Consider the following 24,886-nt stretch of genomic DNA (forward strand, 5'->3'; position numbering starts at 1 on the left):
CGCACCGCTCGGTCTCGACAGCTTTTGCCGCGCGGACCCTACTTCGGCGCGAATGCGCGCAGTAGCGGCGACACCGCGCGCTGGAATGCCACCGCACCACGAATCGAGGGGTGCAGCAGATTCGGCATCAGGCCACACTGCTGGAGGATCCCTACCAGGTCGTAGTCGGTGTCGCACCGGGTCATCTTCAGATCGTCGTTGATGAGGTAACGGTCGATGCCGACGAAGTTCAGGTTGCGGTCGGTCGCCGACAGCGCGGGCCAGTCCGGGAGGGCGAGGGTGTTGGTGAAGCACCCGATGGCATTCCAGGGCATCGTCACCCGGCGCTGACCCCCGTAGAAGTCCCAGTACGGAAGCACGTTGGGCTGTGGGTAGAAAACGAGGTCGGGGATGGCCTCGAGGAACTTCTCGGTGTACGCGAACAGCGTCTGCTTACCCGCCTGCAGACCGCCGGTACCAGGATCGACGAACAACACGTCATCGGTGCAGCAGTCGACAATTCCTGCAGCGTCCTGGTTTTCCCAGGCCGTGAACCACTTGCGCATGAAACCGGCGGTGCCCTGGGCAGGCAAACCGTGCTCTACGTGGAATGCTTCCTGCTTCTCGCACTCGACCAGAAAGTCTGTAATGCGTGACGGATCGTGGTCGGGCGACTTCGAATGCTGCGTTGACTTTTGAATGCGCGCCATTGCGCTGCTCCTTGCGGTCTGGAGGGTTGCGTCTACTCCTGATGTTAGCATTGCGATAACAAGCGAGCATCGCACGGAATGCGCAGGGCGATCGCATTCGCGATCGATTGCCACAGTGCGCGTTCTTCTCGTCGGCAGACTGCTCGCCGGTGTCGAGGCGAGGATCGCCGACGACGGCGAACTCCTGATCCGGGGACCGATCGTCATGTGCGGCTACCGCAAAGAGCCGGAAACGACCGCCGAGGCCATCGATGCCGACGGCTGGCTGTCCACCGGCGACATCGTCACCATCGACACCGATGGCGACCTCCGCGTGGTCGACGAGCGCCGACGCACTGTGCCGACCAGGCGCTCGATCATCGGCAGAAGCATGCGTTCCCGTCCGCACGGCTAGCGGCTTATTGCGCGGTTTCCCAGCGCCGCTAGCTCGTGCGCTGGGAACTGAGCGTCAGGTGCCGACGACGTGGGAATCGGGGCGGTCGTCGTGCGGGGCGGCTTTCCGTACTTCTTGTTGCTGTTCTCGACCGCAGCGTCTTGTGCAGCGGCGGCGGCCTGGATCTAGGCCATGGTGGTCTCGTGGGGCCACCTTTCGGTCCTGGCCTTACGTCGTTGTTGCGCTCCGGCGCCGGGGCAAGGCCGCCGAGTCGGTGAAGAGGCTTCGCCAACCGGGGGTGCGTTGGGCTCTAGCGGCGACGGGTTCGGGTGCGCTGCACAGCAATCGCGCGATCATGTTGGTGTAGACCAGAGCCATCACGATGCTGACTACGGTGCCGAAGGTGGAGATCCAGTAGTTCGGGGTGATGGTCTCGCCCTGGTAGTTGATTGCGACGAAGAACGGCCAGCCGGAGAACCAGATGAAGCCGATGACAGCGCTGGGTACAAGCGGGATGATCGAGAGGACGCGCCATCCGTGCAGCGCCTTTTTCGGTAGTGCGCCGAGCAATGCCCCGGCCATGACGCCACCACCCATGTTGATGAAAGCCCACACGATGGGGAAGGTGCCGAAGGCTTTGAGTCCCTGGTCACCCCAGTATTCGTAGACCCCCATATTCGTGGCGGGCAGTTCGAGAAGGAGATTGCCGGCGGTGCCGATCAGACCGACAATCGAGACCTCTCTGGCCGTGCCACCGCGGGAAACGACCCAGTAGCCCATGTACCCGACGACAGACCATGCGACTATGTGGGCCGCGAACGCCCACAACGGGATCGGCCGTCCGGCGAGGGTGAATACCACGTGGGCGCCGTCGCCGAAGATGAAGAGGTGACCGATGACGTCGGTGATCGCTTCCAGGCTCGAGGTGACCGCGCCGGCGATAATCAGGACGAGCGCGATCGGTCGGCCCGTTTTCCGCCACTCGTAGCAACCGTAGATCGCGAATGCCGCGATAATCGTGCACAGAACGGCCGATAGGATGAATTGTGACGTGTTATTGACGGTCACGTCGCCGATTTCGTGAATTACGGACTCGAAAATCCGGTCGTTTTCGGACATGCGTCTACCCTTCTGGGTTATTCGTCGATATTGGCTGTAGTGAATTGCGGGCGGAGAGTAGCGTCGCTACTTCTTCCCAGCGGCGGTAACCGCAACCTCGATACGGGCGAGTGTGTCCTCGATTTGCTCGAGTCGCTGCGACATCGATTTGACCCGCCGAAACAGCCGGTCCAATTCAGCGGCCGACGGAACGTTGAGCACGGCCAGAGCGCTTTCCTGGAGACGGAAAGCGAGATCTTTGACGTCGTTGGCACGACTGAGCAATTGTTTCGTTTCGGGCCGGTCGATAATTTCGTCGACCAGGTGCATGGTATTCATGCGTATTCCTCCTTTCTCAGGCAATAGTTCGATTCGGATCGGGGCCGAGTTCGTCGTGGGCGATACGCGCCAGTTCACGAATCCGGTCATGGAGCACGAAACGCAGCATCTGCTCGCGGACCGGTCCACGCAGCAGCAGGCTGCCCGCCGGACCGAGGTCACCGAAGATGTCGTAGCGCAAGAGAGTTCGCCCGTTCGGCAGATCGGTGAGGCTGAACGATCCCGCGATCTTTCGCACCGAGATCGCCCGGCCGACGGTGCCGAAACTGACCTTGCTGGGCATCGAGTAGTCGAAGCCGACCCGGAAGGTCACCGGCACCATCAACAGGCGCCCCACGACATCGGCGACGGTGACGCGCCCCTCGGCGTCGAGCTCGACGGGCGTGAGTTCTTCGATGCCGGCCATGAATTCGACCGCCCGGACCGGGTCGGCGATGAACTGCCATACCCGTTCGCGTGGATGGTTCAGTGTGGTTGTCGCATAGCCTTCGAGTGTTCGCATCAGCGTGTGTCCGTCGTCAGTGCGCTGTCACGCGCAGATCGCCCCAGTAAGTGGCGTCCACGTGGCCGATCTCGGACTCCGGTGCGGCGTCGTGGACCAGTTCGGCAGCGATGCGATGCCAGTTCGCGGTCGCTTCGAGCTGGCCCAGGACAGCGAGCACGAGGCCGAGCACGCGGACCCGAACCGCTTCCCGCGGTGGGACATTGAACGTCTCGAACACCGCAGAGAGCGAGGTGTAGGCGGTCATGGTCGAGTTGAGCTGCGCGATGTCGAGCGTGACCTGCTCATCGCGCATCAGCCAGCCGAGCGCCTGTTCGGCTTTACTCCAGAACGCGTCGATCTGGCCGGGTTCGTTACTGATCGCATTCGCGGCGAGCGAGATGTCGAACAGCGAGCGCCGGTCGCCGGCCAGGATCGCGCGGATCAGTTCCTGTTGACCGTCGGACTCCTCGCGGGACACGCGTTTGAAGAATCCGAAGTCCAGGAACGCAATTCGGCCGTCGTCGAGGAAAAGGCAATTACCCGGATGCGGATCGCCATTGAGCAGGCCGTGCCGATGCGGATCGACGAGGTAGAACCTGGCAATGATCTCACCGGCGCGGTCCCGGAACTCTTTCGATTCGCCGAGGACCTCCTTGAACGACCGGGCGTGGACGAATTCCGACACCAGCACCCGGCGGCCGCACAGGTCGGCGACCACGTCGGGCACCACGATCAACGGATGGTCCCTGTATGCCCGGGCGAGTGCGTGCTGGTTCGAGGCTTCCAGCTCGTAGTCCAATTCGTCGCCGATCCGATCGATCAGCTCGTCGCCCAGTTCCTTGCTGTCGATGCCCGGTGCGATCCGCGAGAACGCTTTCAGCAGTAGACCGACGCTCTTCATGTCACCGCGGACCGCCTGCTCGATGCCCGGGTACTGCACCTTCACCGCGACCTCTCGGCCGTCGTGCAGCCGAGCCCGGTACACCTGACCGATCGATGCGGCGGCGATCGCGCTCTCGTCGAACTCGGCGAAGAACGTGTCCAAGGGTCCGCCGAGGTCGGTCTCGATCACCCGGCGCATCTTCACGAACGCCACCCGTGGCGCTTGGTCCTGCAGCGCAGCGAGTTTGGACTGAAATGCGATGCGGGTTTCGTCGTCCAATATGCCGAACTCGAACATCGAGAGCGTTTGGCCCATCTTCATCGCCGCGCCACGCATCGAGCCGAGCACGGTCACCATCCGCTCAGCGGTGGCGACCATCGCTTTGCGGTCGGCGATCTCGGAGTTCTCCGCCGAGCGCGCCACATTGGCCGTCTTCGTTCCGGCCGAGCGGGCCGCCGACCACGCGGCAAGCCCGCCCAACCGGGCCGCGCGGCCGAACTGCGATGTCGCCATCCGTTTCTCGTCCATGCCCATCCTTCGTCGGTCGATTCCTGGGAGGCTCGACACTCGCCCGACCGGAGCGCCGACACGTCGGCGAAGGATCCACGGCGGGCATCGTCGCCCTCTCAATTCACAAGAACAGATGTGTTCTTGTGCATAGGAACACTATAGTTCTCGTAGACGCCGAATTGTCAAGGGAGTCGTCCTCGACGGGCGAGGACGCAAGAAGCGCCAGCGGAGGACGGTTTGGGATGATGCGGACCATGGAATACACGACCGTCTGGCGGGGCAGCACGATGGAGGACCGCTCCAACGATCGGCGTGAGATGCTGATCGATGCCGGCTTCAACCTGCTCGGCACAGCAGGCGCCGCCGGTACGACGGTGACCGCGGTGTGCCGCGACGCGGGACTGAGCCGGCGATACTTCTACGAGAACTTCGCCGGTCGCGAGGAACTACTCGTCGCCGTACAGAACCGCCTGTTCGACGACATGCGGACAATCGTCGAATCGAACCCCATGCAGGGCGATATCGAGCAGCAGCTGCACGCGCTGTTCGTCACTGCCGCAGTCTATTTCGAGGAAGACCCCCGGCGCGTCCGCATCGTCTGCCGAGAATCCTTCGCCGACCACACCCTGCGCGAGAACCTCGCCGTGGCGGCACCGCCGTTCATCCTCGCCGCAGCCGGGCACTTCGCGCCACTCATGATCGATGGCGACAACCCCGCCGCGACGGTCAGCCTGCTCTACGGCGGTATCACCACATTGTTCATCGACTGGCTCGACGGCCGAGTGACCGCGACCCACGACGAGGTCGCGAACGCCTGCACCCAACTCGTGCTCACGCTCGCATCCCCCTCGAAATAGCCCCCGGGAGTCTTCGGCAGCATGGTCGAACTGTCCGGCAAACCCACGTGTTCATCGGCTATGACGACGCGTGCGAAATTCCAGAGCGCGGCATTCGGCACTATGGTGCATCGCCCACGCCGAATGGCGCTCTGCGGAGTTGCGTGCCGCTGAGATCATCACCGAATTGGCCGCCGCTGTCCTGGCTCTCGACCAGCGGGTCATCGCCCTCGATGCGCAAATCAGCGAGCTGTTTCGCCGTCATCCCGACGCCGCCAGCATCGAATCGATGCCCGGCTTCGGTCCGATTCTCGGGGCGATGCTACTGGCCGCGGCAGGGGATCTACGCGCTTCCCTGCGGTCGCGCGCTCGCCGAGACGATCAACGGTCTCGACCAGACCGAACTGATCAAGCCCCGAGGCCCTTGTGGCGAACTCATAGCATCATGCTGAACTGCTGATAGCTCCGGCGGGTTTGATGGAGTCATCGGCGCCGAACGATGTCGGTATTTCCAACGAAAGTCGTTGCCATGCAGGGGGACCGGGAAGTATGTCCCGTTCCCTGGCCTAGCAGCGGCCAAGGAGGTCAGAGCGTGATCACAACATCGAAGAAGAGTCTTTCGTGGTGCCTCGCCGCCCGAATCGCGGTGGCGGGGGCGTTGGTCACTGTCCCGCTAACCGTTATCGCGGCGGAGGCTGCTGCCACTGAACCCTCGTCGGCGCAGGTGATCGGCCAGCCGGGCCCGAGTCCGTACGACCAGTACCCGGATTCCGGCCGGCAGAGTTCTCCCGGAGGCCGCGGGCCCGACGGCCCGAACTCCTACAACCTGGGCCCGAACCGCCAGGGAAACAACTCCCCGCCCTATGTGACGCCTCGCGGCGTGCAGTCCGGCAGCAGCTAGAGCCCCAGGTGTGAGCTGGGCGCTCATGCCGGCTGCGCTGAGTGAACGGCACCCGGCCGGTGCTGGCCGGGTACCGCTGCTGCGTACTACCGATACGAGTAGGAGTCGATCGGGAAACTGTTCTGTTCGCGGTAGGCGCTCCGGGTGGGAGTCGGGCGTAGCAGGGCCGCTTCGCCGTGCTGGTTGAAGTAGTAGCTGCGCGAGCCTGCGCAGCTGCCGCGATAGAACACCGAATCCCCGAGCAGTCCCGTGACCTTGTCCAGGAACTCGGTATTGGCCATTTCGGTGACCTCGAAGGTGTGCGCGTCGCGGCGTCGGAGTTCACCGAAGAGCCGGCGCAGGTGCTTCATTTGGGATTCGATGGTGTCGAAGTAGGACATTCCGCTGTACGCATACGGGCCCGCGAGGGTGAGGTAGTTCGGGAAGTACGGTATCGACATTCCCTGATAGGCCTGGAATCGGTTGTCGCGCCACCATTGTCCGAGATTGCGGCCGTCGCGGCCGATGACGTCCAAGGCCGGGAAATTGGTGTCCCAGATATCGAATCCGGTTGCCAGGACCAAGGTGTCGACCTGGGTTCTGGCGCCGTCGGCGGTCACGATGCCGCCGGGCTCGATGCGCTCGATCGGAGTGGTTTCGAGCCGGACGTGGGGCTTGTTGAACGTCGGGTAGTAGGTGTTGGAGAAGGTGGGGCGTTTGCATCCGAAGCTGTACTGCGGCACCAGCTTCGCCCGCAAGGACCGGTCGCGGATCTGCGCGAACAGATGGGTGCGTGCGGCTGCGGTCGCGATCTTGTTGAGGAACCCGGCCTGCCGGTAGTGCAGGACAGCGGTCACCATCATCGCTTCCAGGAAGGCGGTGTTGGCCCAGCGGGCCGCACGCTGGACCGCCGGGACTTTCGCGAACAGGGTTTGCACGGCGGCGGGGATGGCGAAGTCGATTTTGGGGACCACCCAGATCGGGGTGCGCTGAAAGACCGTGAGCGCCGCGACTTTTCGTGCCAATTGCGGGATGAGTTGTACGCCCGTCGCGCCGGTGCCGATGATCGCGACCGTGTGGCCGCTCAGATCTGCGGTGCTGTCCCATTCGGCCGAATGCAGAATGGCGCCCGCGAAGGAATCGATGCCCGGGATATCGGGCAGGTTCGGCTGCGACAGGAAACCGGTTGCGGTCAGCAGGTAGCGGGCCGTGATCAACTCGGTGTCGCCGACCTCGATCACCCAGTTCCGCGCGTCCTCGTCCCAGCGCGCGCCGTGCACGGTGGCGTCGAAGCGCATGTGCCGGCGCAGGTCGTACTTGTCGGCGACGTGCTCGGCGTACTTCTTCAGCTCGGCTCCGGGCGCAAAGACTCTGGACCAGAACGGGTTCGGTTCGAAGGAATAGGAGTAGGTGACCGAGGCGATGTCCACGGCCAGACCGGGGTAGTGGTTGACATGCCAGGTTCCGCCGAGGTCGCTTTCACGGTCGAGGATCAGCAGGTCCTCGATGCCGAGTTCTTTGAGTCCGATCGCGGCGCCCATACCGCCGAAACCCGCACCGATGATGACTACTTCATGCTGTGGCGCCATGGTCACGAGGTCCTGGTGGCGCGGACGTAGCGTTCCACGGCGGCAGGCCAACCACCCGGGGGTGGTGTTCGCAACGCGGATCGGACGCGGGTGTTGATGGCCAGATCGATCAGGCCGCGCGGCAGACGGCGCAGGAAAGCGAACGACACAGTCAGGGCGATCGAGCTCGCCACGTCGCGGTGGTAGCGCCCGACCGCGGTGTCGGCGAGGCGTTTTGCGACAGCCTCGACCGGTTCCGCGCGCACCAGGCCGTCGAAGCTGAAGCCCTTGTCCTGCGAGTCCTGGTGGATGGGTGTTTTGACGTAGCCGGGGTAGAAGGTGCTGACCTCGATCGCGTCGCGGTGCTCGTAGCGCAGGGAGTCGGAGTATCCGACGACGCCGTGTTTGCTCATGCAGTACGCGGGCGCGAACGGTGCTCCCATGAACGCCATTCCGGACGAGACGTTGACCACCCGGCCGCGTGCTGTCCGAAGCGCCTGCAGCGCAGCCGAAGTCACTCGCCACGGACCCAGCAGATTCACCGCGATCACCAATTCGGCGTCGGGCCCGGGGGCTTCGCCGGCGCTCTGACTGAACCCGACTCCGGCGCAGTTGACCAGTACATCCAAGCCCCCGAGCGTGCTGATCGCGGCGGCGACGGCGGTATCGACCGAGTGCTGATCGGTGACGTCGCAGGCCAGGGTCTGCGCGCCGTCCGGGTGCAGGTCCAGCCCGATGACCCGGTGACCCAGCCGGCGTAGCCGGGTCGCGGTGGCCAACCCGATTCCGCTGGCCGCGCCGGTGATGATGACCCGTGAGGTCATACGAGTTTCTCCCTGTCCGAGGCGCATGCCTCACGTCCGCCGTAACTTTACACTTATGTACCTACTGATGTGTATCACACCGTTCGGTTCAGTACGCGGGCGAAGACCGAAGCGTCGACCGTTATAGGGGTGGGTTGTCATCGGCCCGGCACAGCTCACGCGATACTGGTTCCAGCAAAGGAGGGCCACGGTGGCGCAGTCGGCAGCCCGGCGGAGCGGCTCGGCGGTGCGGATGCCGCCCGAACGACGCAAACAGCAGCTCCTGGATTCGGCGCAGGCGCTGGTCATCCGCTCGGGGTACGCGAATGCCACGATGCAGGCGGTCGCGCGCGAAGCGGGCGTGACCCGCCCGGTCGTCTACGAGTTCTACAGCGATCGCGCCGAATTGCTCCGCGATCTGCTCGAGCGTGAGACGCAGAAGGCGTTCGCCCTCGTGCTGGGGATGGCGCCCGATCCGGACCGCGACGAAGACCTCGGCGCGATCCTGCGGTCGACGCTGGCCCGATTCCTGAGCCTCGTCGTCTCGGAACCGCAGACGTCGCGACTGCTACTGCTGTCACCGTCCGGTGCGCCCGCCGAAGTGCGTGCGGGCGTCGAGGCAACGCGCGCTGTGGTATTCGCCGCTGTGCAGTCGTACCTGGAGCCGCTGACGACGTTGCCGGGATCCGCCGAATCCGATACGGAACTCCTGGCGTTGACGTTCCTCGCGGGCAGCGAATCAGCGGCCCGTCTTGTGCTGAAGGATCCGGAACAGTTTCCTCCCGAACGGATTTCCGCGGTCGTGTCCTGGTTCATCAGTCAGTTCGATCTGGGGCGGCGACAATGAGCGGCGGATCCTCCCCTGATGCACCTCGGGTGCGCAAGCGGTCGGCCGGGCGGCGGATGACTCCCGAACGGCAGCAAAGGATTCTGGATGTCGCGGTCGATATCGCGATCGCGGACGGGTTCGATGCCATTACCATGCAGTCGGTCGCGAAGGTGGCCGGCTATCCCCGGCCGGTGGTCTACGACTGCTATCCGAGCCCCGAGGCCGTCATCCTCGCAGTACTCGATCGCGAGTCCGAGACCGTCGACCACGAGATCGACAGTGTCGCTGGATCTCTCGATGCGTCGGGCGCGCTGTCCACCGAAGAACTCGTACGCATCATCATCGCCCGGCTCGAATCGATCCGCGCGCAACCTAGAACCTGGCTGCTGCTCAGCGTGCCGACCGAAGGCGCCACCGAAACCGTCCGAGCACGTGTGAACGACATTCGCGAAACACTCCGCGAGAGCTTCGAGCACGCACTGGAACTCGCCGTACGTGAGCAGCCCGACCCGAAACTCGACACCGAGGTAGCGTCGCATCTGATCCAGGACATCGCCCACACCTTTGCCCAGCGAATGATCTCGGACCCCGAGAACTACACCACACAACGATTCAGGGCCTCGCTCGAGCCGGTGCTGGCCACCATGAACCTCACCAGATGAGCCCAAGAACTACGGCTGCCCGCGTCAACGCGATCCAACGCGGCCATTCGAGAGCTGACATGGCGTCGGCCTGGCCCGAGAAGTTCCGTGCCCGCTCTGCCACCTCTGTAGCGCTGGGGTGACCACTTGATTCGGGAATGGCGGCCGCGCCTGGGGGATGCTCCACTTGACGCCGCATCGCCGTGAACTCGAACGGCGCCACGACAACCCATAAGGCGCGAAAGCTGAAGTAGCAGAATGTGTTTCGCTATCAACGCACTTGATAGCGGGTCAAATGTGCTGTGTGGAAAGAGATGCCTGGTCAGCGTGATTCGGGTTGGTTCGGCTAGCGGTGAAATGCCCAGAATCCGTCCCCGCAGACAGCAGCGGGTCGGAGCGGGAAGCCCGCTCCGACCTGCAAACCTGTCGGGCTGACAGGATTTGAACCTGCCACTCGTCGGTGGTTCGAATGGAATGCCCGATTCCTGTTGGTTCTCAAAGATCATCGAAATCCTTTGTGACCAGCGAAGATTCCGAGATCGATCGACTCGTCACGGCTCATCGAACCCCACCGTTTCCCATCTGTTCCGTGTCGTAAGCGTGTCGCGGGGTCAAGTCCCTCCGACACACCTGCGGCCGCGATCGGCTGGTTAGCCGCTGTCGCCACTCGGGTTGGGAATCGAACGGTCCTCCATCCCGGTTTGCCGTCCGAAAGAAGCCGTCATGGAGCCGATCGACCACCGCAACACCACGCCGGATTGGCGGTGCGGCGGCAGATTTGTCGGTCACAGCAGGGAACGCGATGGTCCCCCGGTGCAGTTGCCGCCGTCGGTAAGTAGGCGACTGCTTGCCGATTGCCCAAGACAATGCCCCAGGTCTTACGCCCGAGGCGGGTTCACGCGGTCGTCGCAACACTCTCGTATGAGAGGTTGCGGCGACCGTGTCGTTTTCAGAGGATGTGGCCCAGTTCGGTGAGCAGTTGCTCGATGGTCTCGGCTCTACCGGACTCGAGTGCGCGCTACTAGCCGATTATCGTGCGATCGGGCTACTTGGGAGGGGGACGAGTGCGAGGGCTTGACCTTGTAGTTGGGTACAGGGTCGAGAATGTGTGCATGCGTACCGGTGAGCTCGCCGTGCAGGCGGGCGTGAACGCGCAGACGCTGCGCTACTACGAACAGCGCGGCCTGCTCGCGCACCCACCACGATCAGCGTCGGGGTACCGCAGTTACCCCGACGACGCGGTCGCGGTGGTGCGATTCGTCAAACGCGCTCAGGAGCTGGGATTCAGCCTCGAGGAAATCGGGGAACTACTGCACCTGGCCGACGGCGGACCCGCCGACTGCGACACCGCCCGCGCCCTGGCCCAAGCGCGAATCACGCAACTGACACAGCGGATTTCGGAGTTGCAGCGGATGGCGCACTCGCTGACCGAGCTCGTCGCTACCTGCGGGTTGCCCCCGGCGCAACGCTCGTGCTCGATCTTGGCGACGCTCCACGAAGAGGACACCCCGTGAAGCTGGAAATCTTGCAGGTCACCGACTGCCCGAACGTGGCAGTCATCGAACAACGAGTGCGCCAAGCCCTCGCCGACAGCCCGGTCGAGATCGAGATCGAGCACCGCGTCATCGACGACGACGCCCAGGCCGCCGGCGCGGGCATGACTGGATCACCCACCCTGCTGGTCGATGGCCATGACCTGTTCGCGGTACCCGGACAGGTCCCCAGCGTGTCCTGCCGGCTCTACCGCACCGACGCCGGTGGGCTCGATGGTGCGCCCTCGGTCGCCGCGATCCGCGCAGCCCTGGGCTTGACCCCGGTATCGAGTCCGGCACACGAGAGCACGGCGGTGGAGTGCTGCCAGGCTCCAGCCTCGCAATCGGCGGCCGAGACGTTGAGCACCTGGCGCGCCCGCGCCCAACCGGCAGATCCGATCGAGAAGGCCGTCCATCACGCCATCCTGCGCAGCTTCGCCACCCGAGGAACCGCCCCGACCCGCGAGGAACTGACGGACAGCCTGGCCGATCCTGCGACACCGGTCGCCGCAGTGCTGCGAAACCTGCACGATGCCGACGTCATTCGGCTCGATTCCAGCGGCTCGATCGTCACCGCCTATCCGTTCTCGACCGCACCGACCACACATCGTGTCCGCATCCGCGGCGGTGCGACTGTCAATGCCATGTGCGCGGTCGACGCGCTCGGCATGGCCGCCATGCTCGGCACCGACATCACGATCGAAGCAACAGCCCCCGGCACCGGCGAACCGATCACGATCGCTATCCACGATCAGCAACTCGCCGCACGGCCACCGACCACGGTCGTATTCGTCGGCGGCCGATCGAAACCAGGGCCATCGGTCGATACGTGCTGCAACTACCTCAACTTCTTCCCCGACCGTGCCAGTAGCCAAGCCTGGGCCGATGCCCACCCCACCATCAGCGGCAGCACAGTCGACCTCCCCGCCGCCCACCAACTCGGGAACGCCATCTTCGGAAACCTGCTCCACCCATGACCCGCTGAGAAACGCCCGATAATGCCGCATACCGCGCTGTTCGGAACGGTCAGCGCGGCACCTCGGAAGATCAACCGGCAGAACCCATCCGGGGTCGGCCGGACGCACGCTACCGTCAAGTGGAGCTCGTTCCCGAACTGGGCATCGACTAACTGAGTCGACAAGAAGACCCACACCATGCGATGCCCAGAGCTACGCCGCTCGGACCTATCTCGGCTACTCCGCGTATATGGAGGATGTACTCGAACTCGGCTGTCGCGAAGGAGGGGACACCCACCTCGAACGTTACGACCGGGCTGACGGCATTTCCGGCGTCGTCGTCGACACGCAGCTCGGCAGCGACAACAGCTGACTCGTTTGCGTTCAGGTTCAGTGGGACATCGAGCACGGTCACAACACGTCCGTCCGCGGACACCACTCCCTCGATCTCCACCTCGTCGTCGGCGTCGGCGAGAATCAGGGTTGTGGAACGAAACGCCATGCACTGCGCGATCCTCACCACCACCGTCTGAGCGCCGATCCTCTCCCCTCCGGTGTTGGTGATCTGCGTCGCCGGGTTCACCTCAATCGCTGGGCACAACTTTCTTCACCTCAACGGTTTCCGTCGTGCTGACAGCCAGTGTGGATGATGAGTGGTTGTTCGATGAGATGTCGGTCATGAAGGTCATGAGTCGATGCCAGGTGAACACAGTGTTGAGATACACCGAAACACGTTCCGGCGCACCAGTACACACCCGGCATGGAACTCGACACGTTGGCCGCTTGCTGGAGTGCGGGGTCTTTTGCTCGCGAAAGATCTTGGACCCCAACACCTCGCAGCCTTCGGGCACATCCGCTCATGCCGCCGACTGCGCTGACCGAACCGACTGGTGCGGTATTGAGCAAGATCAACTGGCTGTGGCGATCCGAGGTCGACCGAACGCCCGCGTATACCGATGTCCGCATGCTGGAGTGGGTTCTGTTGCTCGTGAAAGATCTTGGACTCCAACCTTTCCCAGCTACGATCACCTGGTCCTACCACGTATATGCGAAGGAATTCCCATGAGTGATTTCAGCGCCCAGTAAACCGAGTACGACCCCGCCAAGTACCCCACGGACTACGACCCCGCCGATTGGCCCGACGACCTGGGGTACGGCGACGAGCCTATCGAAGGTTCTGGCTACCGGCGATTCGAGGATCGTCTAGCCGTTCGGTTCCGACGCAAGCGGTGGTGATGCCGCGCCATGCGCTACCGCCTACCCGTACCCGGGCGGGCGAGGAAAGGGTGAATTGTAGGTGGGGGATCAGTACGCCGAGGTGGCGTCCAGGCCGTAGCCAGGCCGGAAGGTCGCCGTCGCCGTCAACGGAGGTGTCGATGAGTGCGAATTTTACGCGGCCTCGGGTGCGTAGTTGGGCGGCGACTATGTCGTCGGTGTGCAATTGCTGTAGGACGGTGCCGGTTGCTCGCAGGGGGAGGGCGAATCCGAAGGCGTGGGCGGTGACTCCGACCGTCCACTTCGGTGCGCCGCCGACGACCTCGGTGGCGGTCATGGTGCCGCAAGCGAGGTCACCGGAGAACGAGGCGAGGGTTTTCGGCATGGCCCAGTTGGTGCGACCGCCGACCAGGCTGGTTTCCGAATCGACGGCCATGAAGGCGACGTGGCCGCGGGGGCGTAGTCCCTGTCGGAAGGCGACGGCGCCGAGGACTTCGTCGTAGCTGCCGACGGGTGTTTCGGTGTATCGGACGAAACCGCCGATCACGGCGAGCGCGTGGGCTTTTCCGCGCAGCAGGGGCGGTAGTGCCGCGGTGGCCGGTGTGCCGCCGCGGCCCAGCCAGAAGACCGCTTCGGCCGAGCAATTCCACGGCGCCGCAGCGGCATTCACGGGCAGGTGCTCGACAAGCGCTGCGGTGAGTGCGGTTTCGGGTACCCCGTGCACGAACAGTTCCGGGCGATTCATTCGGCGACCTCGGTGACGACGAGGCGGTCGAACTGCTCGCGGCGGCCGTCGCCGAGTGCCTCGGCGAACGATCGCAGCTCGGAGTGGGCGCCGTGGGTGTTCGCGGTATCGGCCAGTGCTCGCACGCCCGCGGTGTCGAGGCTGTCGAAGAGGTGGCCGGCGAGCTCGGGTCGCAGGTCGGAGCACAGGCGTGCGATCACCGACAATGCCGCGATGGTTTCGGTATCGGCCTTCGGGCTGAAGAGTTTTCGCAGCAGTGGCGGGCGGAGTCGGCGGAGATTATCGGTGAGCCAGGTGTCGGAGGGTGCGTAGCTCAGGGCCTGCAGGATGGCGCCGAGGTGCTGGCCGTCCGCGCTGATCGCCTCGACCAGTTCGGTGAAGAGCCGGTCATTGTCGACGCTGCTGATGAGCAGGGTCACCGTCGCGAAGTCCTTGCGGGCCAGCAGAATTCGTGCGGACGGAATCAGGAGTGGAATATCGAGGCCTGCGGAGACCAGCGGAATGACCCGTGGATCGATGGAGGGGGCGGAGTCGGCCATGTACTCCGGGCTCAGTCTGCGCAGGATCGCATTGATTCGATGCGGGTGGGCGACGCCCAGCGCTCCTGAGGCCCGCCCGGCCACCAGGGGCGGTACGGCCATTTCCGCGACCTTCGTGACCAGTGCGTCCGGAACCAGTGGGGCGAGGTTGCTGACGCGGCCGAAGATCGGCGCGAGTTCGTCGAACAGGTATCCGGACGCGAGTTCTCTCAGGGCCTGGATCTTCTCGGCTCCCAATTCCTCGAAGTCGCCGACCTCTTCCGGTGCGACGCCCAGGGTTTTGGCGAGCAGTTGCAGCTGTACCTCGGTGATCAGATTGTGCATTGTGTTGCGTCCTAACCGAACAGAATCTTCTTCGCCGGGATACGGATGAGGCGGGGGAGGATTCCCATCGCCTCGTCGATGGCCGCCATGGTTTCGCGGTGCTGGGAATCGCGTTGCCGCCGAAGCAGTGTGAGCATCAGCTCGGCCTGTTCGGCGGTGAGTTCGGCGACCACGCCGGTGTCGTCCGCAAGGAGGCGAGTCAACTCGCCGACGGGTTCACGCATCTGTTCTTACCCTCTTTCTCTCATAATATGACATCGACCGTTGTCATTTAATGGGGCTGACGGTCTGTCGTCAACTACCTGTGCAGCTATCGAGACCTGCAGTGCCTGCGAAAACCTGAGAAATTAGGAATAGCTCTAGTCAACCTGCATCTGGGCTGTTAGCTTGAGCACACCAAATGACATGGAGTGTTGTCAGTCTGCGACGTTCTGTCGGCTGGGGACGGATGGAGGGTTGGGACGATGTCGAAACAGTCGGCGACGGTGGATATCGAGCGCCCGGAGATCGAGGACGAGGCCGCCGAGCGGCGAATTCCGAAGCTGAAGACCGGTGGAACGGTATCGCTCCCGCTCAGCACCGTGGTGCTGCTCGGTGTGGTGGTCATGCTGCTGCTCGCCACCGCCGCGCTGGGCTGGATGGCGCATCAGCGCGGGAGCGATCGCGATGCGGCGCGCGCCCAGGTCACGGCGCTGCACTCGGCGGCCGATGACGGCAAGCACGCCGAACAGGTGGCGAGCGACTATTCGGTCGGGGCTGCCCAGATGGACTTCAAGGATCTCCCGTCCTGGTCGCAGCGGCTGACCACGAACACCTCACCGCAGCTGGCGAACAAGCTCAAGCAGGCGGCGTCCTCGATGGAACAGATCATCGTGCCGCTGCAGTGGGTGTCCACGCCGACTCCGATCACCGCGTCGGTCCGTTCGGAACAGAACGGCATATACGTCGTGACCTGCTTTGTCAGTGTCATGACCAAGAACACCCAGGCGCCGGACGGCGTCCAGTCGACCGCGACCTACACCGTCACCATCGATAAGAACGCGGGCTGGAAGATCACCGATGTGGGCGGCATCGATTCGGCTATGAGCGGTAAATAGATTTCGTACGAGGGGACACCGAAGACCTCATGGCACAGCTTGACAGCGCATCGACGCTGGGCAGAGTCGCAGACATACTCAATGTTCCGGTCGATCATGTGGGGGGTATCGGCCGCACGAGTGCGGCGACGCTGGGCCGATCGGTCCTGCTGGGCGTATCGATTCTTCGATATCTGGTCCGGGACGTCATCGGCCGCCGCTTTCCATTCGGCGAATTCCTGCAGCAGGCTTGGCATCTGCTGAAGGTGACGGCCGTGCCGGCGGTCCTGATGGCGATCCCGTTCGGCGCGGTCGTCTCGGTGCAGGTCGGCGGATTGGTCCACCAGGTCGGCGCCGATTCGCTCACCGGCGCGGCCAGCGGACTGGGCATCATCCGCGAGGGCGCGCCACTGGCGGCCGGTCTGCTGCTGGGCGGGGCCGCCGCCTCGGCGATCGCGGCCGATCTGGGCGCGCGGGCCATTCGCGAGGAACTCGATGCCATGCGAGTCATGGGGGTCGATCCGGTGCAGCGGCTGCTGGTACCGCGTTTCCTTGCCCTGCTCGCCATTTCACCCATGCTGCTGATCGCCATCGTCATGGTGGGCGTCGGCTCCTCGTATGTCGTCGCGGTCGAACTCAACGGTGTCAGCCGAGGTAGTTTCTGGGCCTCGTTCGGTGCCTTCGCCACCACCGCGGATCTGGCGGTGGCGGTGATCAAGACATTGGTCGCGGCCGTGCTGGTGGCGATCGTGGCCGGATTGCGCGGCCTCGAGACGCGCGGCGGTCCGCGCGGTGTCGCCGATGCGGTGAATTCGTCGGTGGTGCTGAGTGTTACGGCGATCATTCTGGCCACACTGCTGATCACGCAGCTGCAGACCATGTTCCTGCCGAGTCAGGTCGCATGAGCATCACCGTCCCTTCCCGCTATCATGCGATGCCGCGAGCCGCCCGGATCACCCGGCGGATCACTCGTCCCGGTGCGGACATGCTCGCCGAAATCGGCAGGGTCGCAGTGTTTGTCGGCCGCACGCTGTGGCTGCTGCCGATCACGGTGCGCCAGTACCGGGCACAGACCTTCCGGGTGCTGAACAATTTGGCCTGGGGTCGTGGCTCGCTCATCGTCGACGGCGGCGTGGTCACCACCATGCTGATTCTCGGGGTGGCCATCGGCGCGATGGTGTCGATCGAGGCCTTCGCCGGGCTCGATCTCATCGGATTCGGCGCACTGTCCGGTGTTGTCGGCGGTATGGCAAATATTCGGGAAATGGCACCGATCGTCGCCGGAGTCGGCTTCGCCGCACAGGCCGGATGCCGGATGACCGCCGAAATCGGCTCCATGCGGATCTCGGAGGAGATCGACGCCATCGAGGCGCTCGGCGTGCGCACGGTCCCGTTTGTGGTCGGAACCCGGCTGATCGGCGGAATGCTCTGCGTCGCACCGGCTTATCTGGTGACGCTGCTGGTCAGCTTTGTCACCTGCCGGTTGGTGGTGACGGTGGCGCATTCCCAATCCGCGGGCACCTACAACCACTATTTCGAGCAATTTCTCGATCCGGTGGACGTGATCTATTCGACGATCAAGGCGGTGCTCTTCTGTGCGGTGGTCACGTTCATCCATTGCTACTTCGGGTTTTTCGCCTCGGGCGGCCCGGCCGGCGTCGGTATCGCCAGTGGGCGCGCGATCCGCGCCAGCCTGGTGGCGATCATCATGCTCGACCTGATATTGACTGTCCTGTTGTGGGGGGTCACACCGGAATTCGTGTTCACGGGGTGAATTGACTATGTCGGAATTATTGGCTGGATCAGAACGGCGGCAACGGCGGATTCTGCTGTTGACCGGTGCGGTCACGGTGGTGGTGCTGTTGATCGCGGTATTCACCGCGGTGCGCGTCAGTGGCCGCGAGCCCGGCGGCGTCCTGCACGTCACCGTCCGGACGGCGTACCTCGGGCATGGCATTGCCGCGGGTTCCACCGTGGTGCTGCACGGTGTCGAGGTGGGTCGGGTGGAATCGGTGCACGGTGGTCAGGCGAGCGGGGTTGAGATCGGTATTCGGTTGCAGCGCAATCTGATCGGGGGTCTCACCGATGCGGTTCGGTTCGACTACCGGCCGATGAACTATTTTGGTGTCTCCGCGCTCAACCTGCTGCCCGGTGCTGGCGGGAAAGCGCTGACCGACGGTCTGCGGCTCGACCGCGCACCCGAGGGCGACTTCACCATGGCCTCGCTGCTGAGCCGTACTTCGACGGTGGTCAATGGTGTGGTCACCGATCGCATGGTCGAGGTGGTGCGGCGGATCGCCGACTACACCGATGCGCTCGCACCGCTGATCGAGGCCGGGTTCACGGTGGCCAACGCCATTGCCGAAACCCAGCAGCGGATGCCGGATGTGCAGCTGCGCCAATTGAATTCGTTGCTCGAACCGCTGCCTTTGTTCACCGACGATGCGATCTCCGCGGTCAAGGCGGTGCGCGAGGTACCCAGCGCCGAACTGGTCATCAATAAGTTCGGGCCGATGAACGAGACCATGCAATTGATCGCCACCGGATTCTTCGGTCCGCTGGGCGCGTTACTCGGTTCGCACACAGCCGATTTCGCACCACTGACCGAGCTGGTCCGCACGGTATCGGATCTGGTGTCCTCGACCCTGTGGAAAGCCCAGCTGGGTGCCCGGCTCGATCAGGTGCTGTCCGGCTTCGAATCGGCTTACACCGGCCCGGATCCGGACAAGTCGCTGAAGCTGCGCATTGTGCTGGACCAGCTCCCGGCACTCGCCGCGGCGCTGCCACTGCCCGGGGGGAACTGATATGGGCACCACACCACGCCAAGCGCTCTGGCGACTGCTGATCGCCGCGGCTGTCACGGTCGCGCTTTTCGTCGGTGTCGTCAATGCGCTCCGCAATCCCGTGCACGGTGACACGTCTTCCTACACAGCGGATTTCATCGATGTCTCCGGTCTGCGGGTCGGCTCGGACGTGCGCATGCAGGGTGTGCAGATCGGCAAGGTGACCTCGATCGACATTCGCCGTCAGGGTGGGGCGAATATCGCGGTCGTCGGATTCGCACTGCAGCAGCGCTATCGGCTGACCACGGCCTCGCATCTGGCGGTGAAGTACCAGAACCTCAGCGGCTCCCGCTATCTGGACTACAGCGAGACCACCCCCGCCGCAGGCTCCGGGGGGCCGGTGCGGCACGCGACGACCCAGATGACCACGTCGTCGTTCGATATCACCACGCTGTTCCACGGTCTGGAACCGGTGCTGCGCACCCTCGATCCCGGCGAGGTCGACAAGCTGGCCACGAATGTGTCGGCCTTCCTGGAGGGCGACGGCGCCGGAGCGGCGGATCTGGCGGCGAGCGTCAAGAAGATCGCCGATTACACCGTCGACCGCCAGCAGGTCGTGTCCACCCTCGTCAAGAACATCGCCTCGATATCGGACACCATGAAGGGAAAGTCGGATCGCGTGCTGGAGTTCATCGAGAATTTCGATCTCGCCCTCGACAAGACGATGACCGTGCTCGATCAGTTCTATGCGACCGCGACCTATGGTCCGGCCTTCGTCGATTCGGTGAATCGACTGCTGGACGGACTGGGGTTGCACGAGGGTACCGATCTGGATTCGCTGCTGAAAACCGCACTCGCGCAATTGCAGGACGCCCCGCAGACGCTGCGCCTGCTCCCGCCCGTGCTGTCGGGGTTGCAGCAGCTCACCGCGGCGAAGATCGACACTCGATGCGGCAATGGTCCGGCGGCGCTGCCGCAGGGCGTGCAGGTGCTGCTGGCCGGTCAGCAGGTGGTGCTGTGCAACCGGTGACCAGACTCGTGCGGCGTGTGCGCGCCTACCTGAGCAGCCGGAGCTCCGATCAGCGGCATGTGCTCATCGGCGTGATCGCGGTGGGGACGGTGGTGGTCGTCGCTGTCGCCGCGGGCGCGCTCTACCTGCATCCGCTGCATCAGCAGCAGGTTGTCTTCGAAACCACCGACGCGGCGGCGCTTCGCTCCGGCGAGGAGGTACGCGTGGCCGGAATCCCGGCGGGCAAGGTCGGTGAGGTGCGGTTGCGGCCCGATCACGTCGAAGTTGCGCTCTCTGTGGATAGCTCGGTATTCCTGGGCTCCGACACCGCCGTCGACATTCGCATGTTGACCGCGGTGGGTGGCTACTACGTCGCGCTGGTGTCCGCAGGTGCTGCGCCCCTGGGCAATCGGACGATTCCCGCCGCCCGGGTGCAGCTGCCCTACCGCCTGCCCGAACTGCTCGACGATGCACCGCAGCAGATCGCGGGCCTCGACGCACCCGCCATCGGTGACGACCTCGACAAGGCCGCCACCGCATTGGAGGCGAATCCGGGTTCGGTGAAATCCATGATCGACAGTGTGCAGGCCCTGGCCGGAGTGCTGGAACACCAGCGCGACCAGGTGGGAACCAGCCTTTCGGTGACGCAGGAATACCTGAGCAAGTTCAGCGATCAGCGCGACGTGCTGTTCAATATGCTGCGCAAGGCCGCGATCGTGCTGCGGGTCCTCGAAGACACCCATGTCGAATTCGCCTATGCCTACGAGGGTTTGGCGCACGTCTTCACCAGGGTGAAGGTGCTCACGAACTTCTACTCGAACCATCGCGACGAGGTGTACAACGCGATGCAGCAGCTCGATACGGCGGCGCACAGTGTGAATACCGACCTGCCCGGGCTCATCGGCCAGTTGCAGACCTTCATCAACTACCTGCAATCGCTGCTCGGCCCCGAGGGAGTCCGCCTCGCCGGCGGTGATCAGGTGCTGGCCACCGACCTGTGCGTACCGATTCCCGGAAGGAGCTGCTGATGCTCCGCCGCTACCGAGGACTGTTCGTGCTGACGGCCATCGCCGCCGTGGCACTCGCGGTCGGCCTGACCGTCTCCACCGATACCGGTTCGCGCAGCACCCAGGGGTTCTGCGCGATCATGCCCGACACGATCGGGCTGTACCCCGGCAATTTCGTGACCAGGATGGGTGTGCGGATCGGGACGGTGCGGCGGGCCGATCCGGAGGGCGCCGGAGTCAAGGTCACCTTCTCCCTCGACGGTGACCAGTCGATCGCCGGTCCGGTCAAGGCGGTGACCCGCTCGACGTCGATTCTGGCCGACCGCAGCCTCGAGCTGGTCGGAAGCACCGGAGCCGGGCCGAAATTGGCCCCCGGACATTGTATTCCACTGTCCGACAGCGCAACTCCGAAGAGCATCTCCGAGATCACCGCGTCCGCCGCCGGTCTCATCGACGGCGTCACCCGAGCCGGTGCGGGCAATACCGCGAACCGGGCCGTGGACAATCTCGCGAGCCAGCTGGCGGGCAATGGAACGGCCGCGGGTGATGCGATGGCGAGCCTGGCCCGCGCCGTCGCGGACCCGGACCATGCCACGGCGACCCTGGGTCAGATGCTGGCGGATACCGCGCCACTGCTGGCCGCCACCCGCGCGCACTGGGACGATGTGGAATCCGCGCTGGCCACCGCGCCGCCCGGTATCGATGCCGTGGCCATGCAGGTCTTTCCGGCCATCACCAAGATCTTCGACGGCCTGCCCGGCGCCATGGATCTGTGCTTGGATCTGGCCGAGCGCTACGGCAATCTGCTGTGGCCGGGACTCGACACCGTCGCCGCGGCACTGCATCTCGCGGCCACGGGGGAGGACAGTATCGGCAAACTCGCCGATTCGCTTCCGGCGCTGGCCGGTTCGATCGGCGCGCTGACCAATGGCCAGGCCGGACAGCCGATTTCAGTACTGGCGCCGAAATTCCGGATGACCACAATGCCCGGGCAGCCGGAGCTGTCCGTCACCGATCTGCTGCAATTGGTGCTGAAAGGTGGTGTACCCCAGTGAGAAACGTGCGCCACACCCTCGCTGTAGTCGTCGCGACGGTGACTACCGCAGCGCTGGCCGGTTGCTCGGCTGATCCGGCGAATCTGCCGATGCCCAGTGATCTCACCCGGCACGGCTATCCGCTCACCGTCGAATTCACCAATGCGCTGAATCTGCCCGCGGGGGCGAAGGTGTCGTTCGACGGCGCGGCCGTCGGAACGGTCCGCAGCATCGATCTGCGCGACGGCGCGGTGGCGGTCGGGGTGGAGGTTGACGACGGTATCGCGATTCCGGCCGACAGCACCGCGACCGTCACCCAGGACACGGTGCTCGGTGATGCCTACATCAAGATCGACCGGCCGGGTGCGGACGCGAACAATGCCGCGCTGAACCCGAATTCGCGGATCGGCCGCGATCACACGGTGTCGCCCGCGCCGCTGGAGGACACCCTCGCGGTGCTGGCGAACTTCCTCGGCACGGGTTCGGTACAGCGCCTCGAGCAGACCATCGGCAAGGTGAACGCGGCCCTGCCGCCGACCACCGACGGGGTGCGCAAGGTGGCAGGCACCCTGGCCGCCGATGTGCGCAGCCTCGCCGCCGATACCACCGACCTGGACCGCATGCTTACCAGCGCAGACGATTTCACGCAGGTGGTGATTCGGCACGCACCCGATCTGGAGAACATCCTGTCCCCGCATGCCATGAAACTGTGGGCCAATCTGCGGCTGCTGATCGCCAATATCGGCATTCTGCTGCCGTCGGTGGGCAGCGTCTACACCGGCGGCAATTGGCTGGTGCCGATGATCAATTCGCTCGCGGACACCCTGGACAGCGCGTCGAGCACCGGTGTGGGATTCGCCGACACCGGTGCGAGTCTGCAGCATTTCCTGCAGACCACCCTGATGCCGCTGCTGAGCAAGCCCAGCGTCGATGTCACCTCCCTCGTCACCGCCGACGGCTCCGAACATCTCGATGACGTCGCGAATCTGCTGAGAATGCTGGGAGCCGTCCGGTGAGGATCAAGAACGTGCTGTCGGTCTCGGCACTGGTTGCGCTGCTGGCCTTTTCGGTGGTGGCCATCGGCGGTCAGGGTGTGCACTGGCTGCCGCCCTCCGATCAACGGCATGCCGTACTGGCCGTGAGCGATGCCGATGGCGTGGTCGCCGGTTCGAAGCTGCTGATGCGCGGCGTCCCCATCGGGCAGGTGAGTGCGGTCAGGGCCGCCGCCGACGGTGTGGAGATCGATTTCGGCTACAGCGACAGCTATCGGATTCCCGCAGACAGTGACTTCCGCATCGAAAGCCTGTCCTCGCTGGGGGAGAGCTATGTCGCGGTACTGCCGAAATCCGCAGCGGGACCGTACTTCTCCGATGGCGAGCACATTCGCGCCGCGCAATCGACGGTGCCGGCGAACTTCGGCGATCTGTCGGCCGCGCTCACCCGGATGATGAACGGCATCGCGCCGGAGGCAGCCAACTCCCTTGTCGGCGAACTGAATTCGGCCTTGCCCGCCGATATCGAGGTAGTACACAATCTGTCCCGGGCCAGCGCGCTGCTGGCCTCGACACTGCTGATGAGCACCGGATCGATCCGCGATCTGCTCACCGACGGGCAGGACGTGCTGGGGCGCAGCGGCGCGGTCGGACCCACCATCGCCGAGGTCAGCGATCCCGCGCGCATGCTGGGGGTCAATTTCGCGACCCTGGCCCAGACCGCGGTCGACATGATGCAGACCAATGACTATCCACGGGTCGTGCAGGTCGGACCGCTGGTGTTGTTCGGCAAACTCCAGGGCTTCGAGGATAAGGTCGGCCCCGATGTGCGCAAGCTCGCGGGCTCGGCGCTGCCGGGGATCAGTGCGGCCGTGAATTCGTCCGGATCGATCGATATCAGCCGCCTGCTCGATACCGCGCTGGCCGCCGTCGCGGTCCCCGGAGCGGTCACCCTCCACGTCACCACGCCGCGATAGGAGATAATCGACCCCATGACATCGCAACCGACCCGCGCCGCCCGGCGGCCCCATCGGTTCGCGGGTATGAGCAAAGAGGATCGCGTGCAGGCCCGCCGCGAGGCGTTCCTGCAGGCGGGGATCTCGGTCATCGGCGAATCCGGGATCGCGGAGACCAAGGTCCGGGACGTCTGCCGCAAGGCGGAGCTGACCGAGAGGTACTTCTACGAGAGTTTCGAAAACCTCGACACCTTCGCCAAGGCCGTCGTCGAATCGGTCGCCATGCAGGTCGCGGGGCGGCTGTTCCTGAAGGCGGTCGGCATCGACGAGGGCCAGGCCCGATTGCGGGCGGTGGCAAAGGAACTCGTGACGATCATGGATGAGGACCCCCGGGTGGGGCGCATCCTGTTCATCGAGCCCGAACGAGCCGGCGGCGCGCTGGCCAAGGTGCGGCAGCAGATGCTCTACGGGACCACCTGGTTGATGACCATGTGGCTGGAGAACCCCGAATCCAACAATATGGTCGTGGCGGCCATGCCCATGATGACGCAGTTCATGAACGGCGGCTCCGAGGCCGTGGACCCGGTCATGGGCGATATCACCACCATTGCCATGGCCGGCGCCGCCGCCGAGGTGCTCATGGCGTGGGTCGACGATCGGCTCGATATGAGCGCTGAGGAATTGGTCGACTATCTGATGAGCTTCATCGACGAAGCCGTTGTCTGGCGGCGGAAGGTCACCGGTTCGGATCCGTCCTGAGCGCGGGAAATACCGTGGGGCCGATC

Annotated in this window: 28 protein-coding genes and 1 pseudogene; 17 read left to right on the forward strand and 12 right to left on the reverse strand. The window is 64.4% G+C overall.

What is annotated here, in order from left to right; translation table 11 throughout:
• Window positions 1-38: 38 nt before the first annotated feature.
• Window positions 39-740 (reverse strand): nuclear transport factor 2 family protein, encoded by a 702-nt coding sequence (locus OG716_RS03780; RefSeq protein WP_405136288.1) that lies wholly within the window; start codon window positions 738-740, stop codon window positions 39-41.
• A 31-nt stretch (window positions 741-771) separates the two neighbouring features.
• Between OG716_RS03780 and OG716_RS03785 the strand changes: the two are divergent.
• Window positions 772-1,029, forward strand: a pseudogene (locus OG716_RS03785) (long-chain fatty acid--CoA ligase); the annotation flags it as partial.
• Window positions 1,030-1,290: 261 nt separating this feature from the next.
• On the opposite strand, the gene OG716_RS03790 reads toward OG716_RS03785, so the two are convergent.
• The 4 genes from OG716_RS03790 to OG716_RS03805 all read right to left on the reverse strand — a co-directional run bounded on the left by OG716_RS03790 (window position 1,291) and on the right by OG716_RS03805 (window position 4,394).
• The gene (locus tag OG716_RS03790) at window positions 1,291-2,181 is read right to left on the reverse strand and encodes a hypothetical protein (RefSeq protein WP_405136289.1); all 891 of its coding nucleotides are present in this window, start codon (window positions 2,179-2,181) and stop codon (window positions 1,291-1,293) included.
• A gap of 66 nt (window positions 2,182-2,247) precedes the next feature.
• The gene (locus OG716_RS03795; RefSeq protein WP_405136290.1) at window positions 2,248-2,499 is read right to left on the reverse strand and encodes a hypothetical protein; all 252 of its coding nucleotides are present in this window, start codon (window positions 2,497-2,499) and stop codon (window positions 2,248-2,250) included.
• Window positions 2,500-2,515: 16 nt separating this feature from the next.
• Window positions 2,516-3,001, reverse strand: coding sequence for an SRPBCC family protein (locus tag OG716_RS03800; protein ID WP_405136291.1), 486 nt, complete (start codon window positions 2,999-3,001; stop codon window positions 2,516-2,518).
• Between the two features lie 16 nt (window positions 3,002-3,017).
• Window positions 3,018-4,394 (reverse strand): ABC1 kinase family protein, encoded by a 1,377-nt coding sequence (locus OG716_RS03805; protein ID WP_405136292.1) that lies wholly within the window; start codon window positions 4,392-4,394, stop codon window positions 3,018-3,020.
• Window positions 4,395-4,630: 236 nt separating this feature from the next.
• On the opposite strand from OG716_RS03805, the gene OG716_RS03810 reads away from it, so the two are divergent.
• Entirely contained in the window at window positions 4,631-5,233 is a 603-nt protein-coding gene (locus tag OG716_RS03810) for a TetR/AcrR family transcriptional regulator (protein ID WP_405136293.1), read from the forward strand.
• A 100-nt stretch (window positions 5,234-5,333) separates the two neighbouring features.
• On the opposite strand, the gene OG716_RS03815 is transcribed toward OG716_RS03810, so the two are convergent.
• Window positions 5,334-5,477 (reverse strand): hypothetical protein, encoded by a 144-nt coding sequence (locus OG716_RS03815; RefSeq protein WP_405136294.1) that lies wholly within the window; start codon window positions 5,475-5,477, stop codon window positions 5,334-5,336.
• Window positions 5,478-5,804: 327 nt separating this feature from the next.
• On the opposite strand from OG716_RS03815, the gene OG716_RS03820 reads away from it, so the two are divergent.
• The gene (locus OG716_RS03820) at window positions 5,805-6,113 is read left to right on the forward strand and encodes a hypothetical protein (protein ID WP_405136295.1); all 309 of its coding nucleotides are present in this window, start codon (window positions 5,805-5,807) and stop codon (window positions 6,111-6,113) included.
• An 86-nt stretch (window positions 6,114-6,199) separates the two neighbouring features.
• Here OG716_RS03820 and OG716_RS03825 read toward each other — a convergent pair whose 3' ends face one another.
• Window positions 6,200-7,681, reverse strand: a complete 1,482-nt coding sequence (locus OG716_RS03825; RefSeq protein WP_405136296.1) for a flavin-containing monooxygenase — start codon at window positions 7,679-7,681, stop codon at window positions 6,200-6,202.
• Between the two features lie 2 nt (window positions 7,682-7,683).
• Window positions 7,684-8,484: an SDR family NAD(P)-dependent oxidoreductase gene (locus OG716_RS03830; protein ID WP_405136297.1), complete on the reverse strand. Its 801-nt coding sequence runs from the start codon at window positions 8,482-8,484 to the stop codon at window positions 7,684-7,686.
• Between the two features lie 190 nt (window positions 8,485-8,674).
• Here OG716_RS03830 and OG716_RS03835 point away from each other — a divergent pair, with 190 nt between their 5' ends.
• The 4 genes from OG716_RS03835 to merB all read left to right on the forward strand — a co-directional run bounded on the left by OG716_RS03835 (window position 8,675) and on the right by merB (window position 12,442).
• A complete protein-coding gene (locus OG716_RS03835) occupies window positions 8,675-9,310 on the forward strand; it encodes a TetR/AcrR family transcriptional regulator (RefSeq protein WP_405136298.1) in 636 nt (211 codons plus the stop codon).
• Window positions 9,311-9,339: 29 nt separating this feature from the next.
• Window positions 9,340-9,954, forward strand: coding sequence for a TetR/AcrR family transcriptional regulator (locus tag OG716_RS03840; protein ID WP_405136299.1), 615 nt, complete (start codon window positions 9,340-9,342; stop codon window positions 9,952-9,954).
• A 1,091-nt stretch (window positions 9,955-11,045) separates the two neighbouring features.
• On the forward strand, window positions 11,046-11,447 hold the full coding sequence (locus OG716_RS03845; protein WP_405136300.1) for a MerR family DNA-binding protein: 402 nt from the start codon (window positions 11,046-11,048) through the stop codon (window positions 11,445-11,447).
• On the forward strand, window positions 11,444-12,442 hold the full coding sequence (merB, locus tag OG716_RS03850) for an organomercurial lyase (protein ID WP_405136301.1): 999 nt from the start codon (window positions 11,444-11,446) through the stop codon (window positions 12,440-12,442). The genes OG716_RS03845 and merB overlap by 4 nt, the downstream gene beginning before the upstream one ends.
• 148 nt (window positions 12,443-12,590) lie before the next feature.
• Here merB and OG716_RS03855 read toward each other — a convergent pair whose 3' ends face one another.
• The 4 genes from OG716_RS03855 to OG716_RS03870 all read right to left on the reverse strand — a co-directional run bounded on the left by OG716_RS03855 (window position 12,591) and on the right by OG716_RS03870 (window position 15,468).
• Window positions 12,591-13,022 carry a hypothetical protein gene (locus OG716_RS03855; protein ID WP_405136302.1) on the reverse strand — a complete coding sequence of 144 codons (432 nt, stop codon included), beginning with the start codon at window positions 13,020-13,022 and terminating at the stop codon, window positions 12,591-12,593.
• Between the two features lie 564 nt (window positions 13,023-13,586).
• A complete protein-coding gene (locus tag OG716_RS03860; protein ID WP_405136303.1) occupies window positions 13,587-14,381 on the reverse strand; it encodes an acetoacetate decarboxylase family protein in 795 nt (264 codons plus the stop codon).
• Complete coding sequence (locus tag OG716_RS03865; protein ID WP_405136304.1) at window positions 14,378-15,244, reverse strand: hypothetical protein; 867 nt, start codon at window positions 15,242-15,244, stop codon at window positions 14,378-14,380. Before OG716_RS03865 ends, OG716_RS03860 begins: the two co-directional genes overlap by 4 nt.
• A gap of 11 nt (window positions 15,245-15,255) precedes the next feature.
• Entirely contained in the window at window positions 15,256-15,468 is a 213-nt protein-coding gene (locus OG716_RS03870) for a hypothetical protein (protein ID WP_405136305.1), read from the reverse strand.
• Window positions 15,469-15,708: 240 nt separating this feature from the next.
• Here OG716_RS03870 and OG716_RS03875 point away from each other — a divergent pair, with 240 nt between their 5' ends.
• From OG716_RS03875 to OG716_RS03920, 10 genes are read left to right on the forward strand one after another with little or no spacing between them, the layout of a single operon-like run.
• Window positions 15,709-16,341, forward strand: coding sequence for a hypothetical protein (locus tag OG716_RS03875; RefSeq protein WP_405136306.1), 633 nt, complete (start codon window positions 15,709-15,711; stop codon window positions 16,339-16,341).
• A 29-nt stretch (window positions 16,342-16,370) separates the two neighbouring features.
• Window positions 16,371-17,225, forward strand: a complete 855-nt coding sequence (locus OG716_RS03880; protein ID WP_405136307.1) for an MlaE family ABC transporter permease — start codon at window positions 16,371-16,373, stop codon at window positions 17,223-17,225.
• Window positions 17,222-18,094, forward strand: coding sequence for an MlaE family ABC transporter permease (locus tag OG716_RS03885; RefSeq protein WP_405136308.1), 873 nt, complete (start codon window positions 17,222-17,224; stop codon window positions 18,092-18,094). Before OG716_RS03880 ends, OG716_RS03885 begins: the two co-directional genes overlap by 4 nt.
• 19 nt (window positions 18,095-18,113) lie before the next feature.
• A complete protein-coding gene (locus OG716_RS03890; RefSeq protein WP_405136309.1) occupies window positions 18,114-19,124 on the forward strand; it encodes an MlaD family protein in 1,011 nt (336 codons plus the stop codon).
• Between the two features lies 1 nt (window position 19,125).
• Entirely contained in the window at window positions 19,126-20,133 is a 1,008-nt protein-coding gene (locus OG716_RS03895) for an MlaD family protein (RefSeq protein ID WP_405136310.1), read from the forward strand.
• Window positions 20,130-21,140: an MlaD family protein gene (locus tag OG716_RS03900; RefSeq protein ID WP_405136311.1), complete on the forward strand. Its 1,011-nt coding sequence runs from the start codon at window positions 20,130-20,132 to the stop codon at window positions 21,138-21,140. Before OG716_RS03895 ends, OG716_RS03900 begins: the two co-directional genes overlap by 4 nt.
• Window positions 21,140-22,174, forward strand: a complete 1,035-nt coding sequence (locus OG716_RS03905; RefSeq protein ID WP_405136312.1) for an MlaD family protein — start codon at window positions 21,140-21,142, stop codon at window positions 22,172-22,174. The genes OG716_RS03900 and OG716_RS03905 overlap by 1 nt, the downstream gene beginning before the upstream one ends.
• Window positions 22,171-23,169: an MlaD family protein gene (locus tag OG716_RS03910; protein WP_405136313.1), complete on the forward strand. Its 999-nt coding sequence runs from the start codon at window positions 22,171-22,173 to the stop codon at window positions 23,167-23,169. The genes OG716_RS03905 and OG716_RS03910 overlap by 4 nt, the downstream gene beginning before the upstream one ends.
• A complete protein-coding gene (locus OG716_RS03915) occupies window positions 23,166-24,122 on the forward strand; it encodes an MlaD family protein (RefSeq protein ID WP_405136314.1) in 957 nt (318 codons plus the stop codon). The genes OG716_RS03910 and OG716_RS03915 overlap by 4 nt, the downstream gene beginning before the upstream one ends.
• A 15-nt stretch (window positions 24,123-24,137) precedes the next feature.
• On the forward strand, window positions 24,138-24,860 hold the full coding sequence (locus tag OG716_RS03920; protein ID WP_405136315.1) for a TetR/AcrR family transcriptional regulator: 723 nt from the start codon (window positions 24,138-24,140) through the stop codon (window positions 24,858-24,860).
• The last annotated feature ends 26 nt before the right edge of the window (window positions 24,861-24,886 follow it).

The sequence above is a fragment of the Nocardia sp. NBC_01388 genome (assembly GCF_045040085.1).
In the GTDB taxonomy this organism is placed as follows: domain Bacteria; phylum Actinomycetota; class Actinomycetes; order Mycobacteriales; family Mycobacteriaceae; genus Nocardia.

What these genes read in the sequence shown, in the direction of transcription:
- OG716_RS03870 (WP_405136305.1), bottom strand. Translation starts at nt 15,468, where the DNA reads ATGCGTGAACCCGTCGGCGAGTTGACTCGCCTCCTTGCGGACGACACC.
- OG716_RS03920 (WP_405136315.1), top strand. Translation starts at nt 24,138, where the DNA reads ATGACATCGCAACCGACCCGCGCCGCCCGGCGGCCCCATCGGTTCGCG.
- OG716_RS03845 (WP_405136300.1), top strand. Translation starts at nt 11,046, where the DNA reads ATGCGTACCGGTGAGCTCGCCGTGCAGGCGGGCGTGAACGCGCAGACG.
- OG716_RS03780 (WP_405136288.1), bottom strand. Translation starts at nt 740, where the DNA reads ATGCTAACATCAGGAGTAGACGCAACCCTCCAGACCGCAAGGAGCAGC.
- OG716_RS03795 (WP_405136290.1), bottom strand. Translation starts at nt 2,499, where the DNA reads ATGAATACCATGCACCTGGTCGACGAAATTATCGACCGGCCCGAAACG.
- OG716_RS03810 (WP_405136293.1), top strand. Translation starts at nt 4,631, where the DNA reads ATGGAATACACGACCGTCTGGCGGGGCAGCACGATGGAGGACCGCTCC.
- OG716_RS03865 (WP_405136304.1), bottom strand. Translation starts at nt 15,244, where the DNA reads ATGCACAATCTGATCACCGAGGTACAGCTGCAACTGCTCGCCAAAACC.
- OG716_RS03875 (WP_405136306.1), top strand. Translation starts at nt 15,709, where the DNA reads ATGTCGAAACAGTCGGCGACGGTGGATATCGAGCGCCCGGAGATCGAG.
- OG716_RS03805 (WP_405136292.1), bottom strand. Translation starts at nt 4,394, where the DNA reads ATGGACGAGAAACGGATGGCGACATCGCAGTTCGGCCGCGCGGCCCGG.
- OG716_RS03815 (WP_405136294.1), bottom strand. Translation starts at nt 5,477, where the DNA reads ATGACGGCGAAACAGCTCGCTGATTTGCGCATCGAGGGCGATGACCCG.
- OG716_RS03895 (WP_405136310.1), top strand. Translation starts at nt 19,126, where the DNA reads ATGGGCACCACACCACGCCAAGCGCTCTGGCGACTGCTGATCGCCGCG.
- OG716_RS03885 (WP_405136308.1), top strand. Translation starts at nt 17,222, where the DNA reads ATGAGCATCACCGTCCCTTCCCGCTATCATGCGATGCCGCGAGCCGCC.
- OG716_RS03790 (WP_405136289.1), bottom strand. Translation starts at nt 2,181, where the DNA reads ATGTCCGAAAACGACCGGATTTTCGAGTCCGTAATTCACGAAATCGGC.
- OG716_RS03825 (WP_405136296.1), bottom strand. Translation starts at nt 7,681, where the DNA reads ATGGCGCCACAGCATGAAGTAGTCATCATCGGTGCGGGTTTCGGCGGT.
- OG716_RS03905 (WP_405136312.1), top strand. Translation starts at nt 21,140, where the DNA reads ATGCTCCGCCGCTACCGAGGACTGTTCGTGCTGACGGCCATCGCCGCC.
- OG716_RS03860 (WP_405136303.1), bottom strand. Translation starts at nt 14,381, where the DNA reads ATGAATCGCCCGGAACTGTTCGTGCACGGGGTACCCGAAACCGCACTC.
- OG716_RS03800 (WP_405136291.1), bottom strand. Translation starts at nt 3,001, where the DNA reads ATGCGAACACTCGAAGGCTATGCGACAACCACACTGAACCATCCACGC.
- OG716_RS03880 (WP_405136307.1), top strand. Translation starts at nt 16,371, where the DNA reads ATGGCACAGCTTGACAGCGCATCGACGCTGGGCAGAGTCGCAGACATA.
- OG716_RS03830 (WP_405136297.1), bottom strand. Translation starts at nt 8,484, where the DNA reads ATGACCTCACGGGTCATCATCACCGGCGCGGCCAGCGGAATCGGGTTG.